We start from the raw sequence: 2193 nt of genomic DNA on the forward strand, positions 1-2193 counted from the left end.
CCATCCGGCAGCGCCCGCAACTGCTCCTTGGCGGCCTTGACCACCGCACCCAACGCCGCCCCGCCCGCCACCACCTGAGCCCAATCCAGCCCACCAACACGCAACGCCACGGGGTGCTTGGTGGTGAACCAGCCCACCGTGCTGGATAGATCGAGCACCGGGCCCAGCTCTTCGTGCCGGCCGTGGCCCTCGACGTCGATGACGACCGCCTCGGCACGATCGAGAAACTCGTTCCAGGCCAACGCAAACGCGATCAGCAGGATGTCCTGCACACCGGCATGGAAGGCGGCCGGCACCTGGCCCAGCAATTGCCGGGTCAGCTCGGTGTCCAGTTGCACCACCAGATGGCCGGCAGTGGCGAAGGTGTCGGTATCCGTCCGGACGGCGGGCAACGCCGCCGGCGCCGCCAGGATCTGCCGCCACGCGGCGGCTTGGGCGACGACGGCCGGCAGCTGCGCATGCTCGTGCAGCAGCGCGGCCCACCGCTGAAACGATGTGCCGCCAGCAGGTAGCTCCACCTCCTGGCCGCTCTGACGTTGCTTCCAGGCGAAGTTCAGATCGCTCAGCAGGATTCGCCAGGACACCCCGTCGACGGCGAGGTGATGGATGACCAGCGCCAGCTGCCCGGTGTCGGCGCACCATAGCGCGTTCAGGGTGCGTCCGCGCGCTGGATCCAATCGGGCCCTGGCCTCCGCGAGCACCCGGTCGCTCAGCTCGGCGACCTCGTGCAGACGCTCCGTCAGCGAACCTGGTTGCGGCACCGTCATTCCCGTCGGACCGGCCTGCAACCGCAACATGGCGTGGCGATCCAGCAGCGCCTGCACCATCGCGGCCACATCCGCCGCTTCGGCCCCGTCGGGCGCCTGCAGCACCATCGTCTGGTTGAACCGTTCAAGCGGGCCATCCAGCTGCCACAGCCAGCACATGATGGGCGTCGGCAATATGTCGCCGACCCCCTCGTCGAGGATGTCGGCGTCACCGTCACCGCGATGCGCGGCCTGGGCGACCTTGGCTACGGTCTGTTCGACGAAAATGTCGCGTGGCCGGCAGATCACACCCGCGGCCCGGGCGCGGGCCACCACCTGCATCGCCAGAATGCTGTCCCCGCCCAACTCGAAGAACGGCTCGTCGACGCCCACTCGGTCGAGCCCGAGCACCTCGGCGTAGATCTGGGTCAGGACCTCCTCGGTCGCGTTGCCGGGATCCCGGTGGTGGCGGCGGTATTCCGGCGCCGGCAGCGCTAAGGCGTTCAGTTTGCCGTTGACCGTCAGCGGCAACGCGTCGAGTTGCACCACCGCCGCGGGAACCATGTAGGCCGGCAACTGTTCGGCGATCGCGCTGCGGGCGACGGCCGGGTCGAAACTTCCGGTGGCGTAACCGACCAGGCGCTTGTCCCCGGGCCGGTCTTCCCTGGCGATCACCGCCGCCTGCGTCACGCCCGGGACGGCGGCCAGCGCGGCCTGTACCTCCGCCAGCTCGATGCGGTAACCGCGGATCTTGACCTGCTCGTCCGCGCGCCCGAGGTAGTCGAGTTGGCCGTCGCTGCGCCAACGGACCAGGTCCCCGGTCCGATACATGCGCTGACCCGGCGCGAACGGGCAGGCAACGAAACGCGCCGCCGTTAATGGCGCCCGGAGCCAGTAGCCGATGCCCACTCCGCGGCCGGCCACATAGAGCTCACCCACCACGCCGGGCGGCACGGGCCGCAACCACTCGTCTAGCACGAACAGTGCAGCCCCGGACACCGGGGACCCGATCGGGGGCGGGCCTGCATCGGGGGCCAGCGGCGCGCTCATCGCCGCGTACACGGTGGTCTCGGTGGGACCGTAGGCATTGACCACCACCCGGCCGGGTGCCCAGCGGTCCACCACCGCGGTCGGACAGGCCTCCCCGCCCACCACCAGCGCCGTGGCCTCAAGTCCTTCGGTCGCCAATACCCCGACCGCGGAGGGTGTTTGAGTCAACACGTCGATGTGTTCGGAGACCAGCAATGCGTGAAAGTCGGTCGGCGAACCCGCCACCTCTTCCGGCACGACGACCAGCCGGCCGCCGAACAGCAAGGTGCCCCAGACCTCCCATACCGAAACGTCGAATGAATAGGAGTGCCATTGCGTCGCCGCGAACGGCACGAGGCCTCGAACCGATTGGCGCACAAACTCTCCGGCCTGAAGGTCGGGCCGTCGGCACGGGTGG

The 2193-nt window shown here is 69.3% G+C and carries 1 protein-coding gene; it reads right to left on the bottom strand.

Annotated features, from left to right (window positions below; all coding sequences use genetic code 11):
* Positions 1-2129: AMP-binding protein (locus A9X01_RS31945; RefSeq protein WP_366663725.1), on the bottom strand; the 2129-nt coding region annotated here is incomplete at its 3' end.
* Positions 2130-2193: the final 64 nt, after the last annotated feature.

It is taken from the genome of Mycobacterium asiaticum (assembly GCF_001668675.1).
Classification (GTDB): domain Bacteria; phylum Actinomycetota; class Actinomycetes; order Mycobacteriales; family Mycobacteriaceae; genus Mycobacterium; species Mycobacterium asiaticum_D.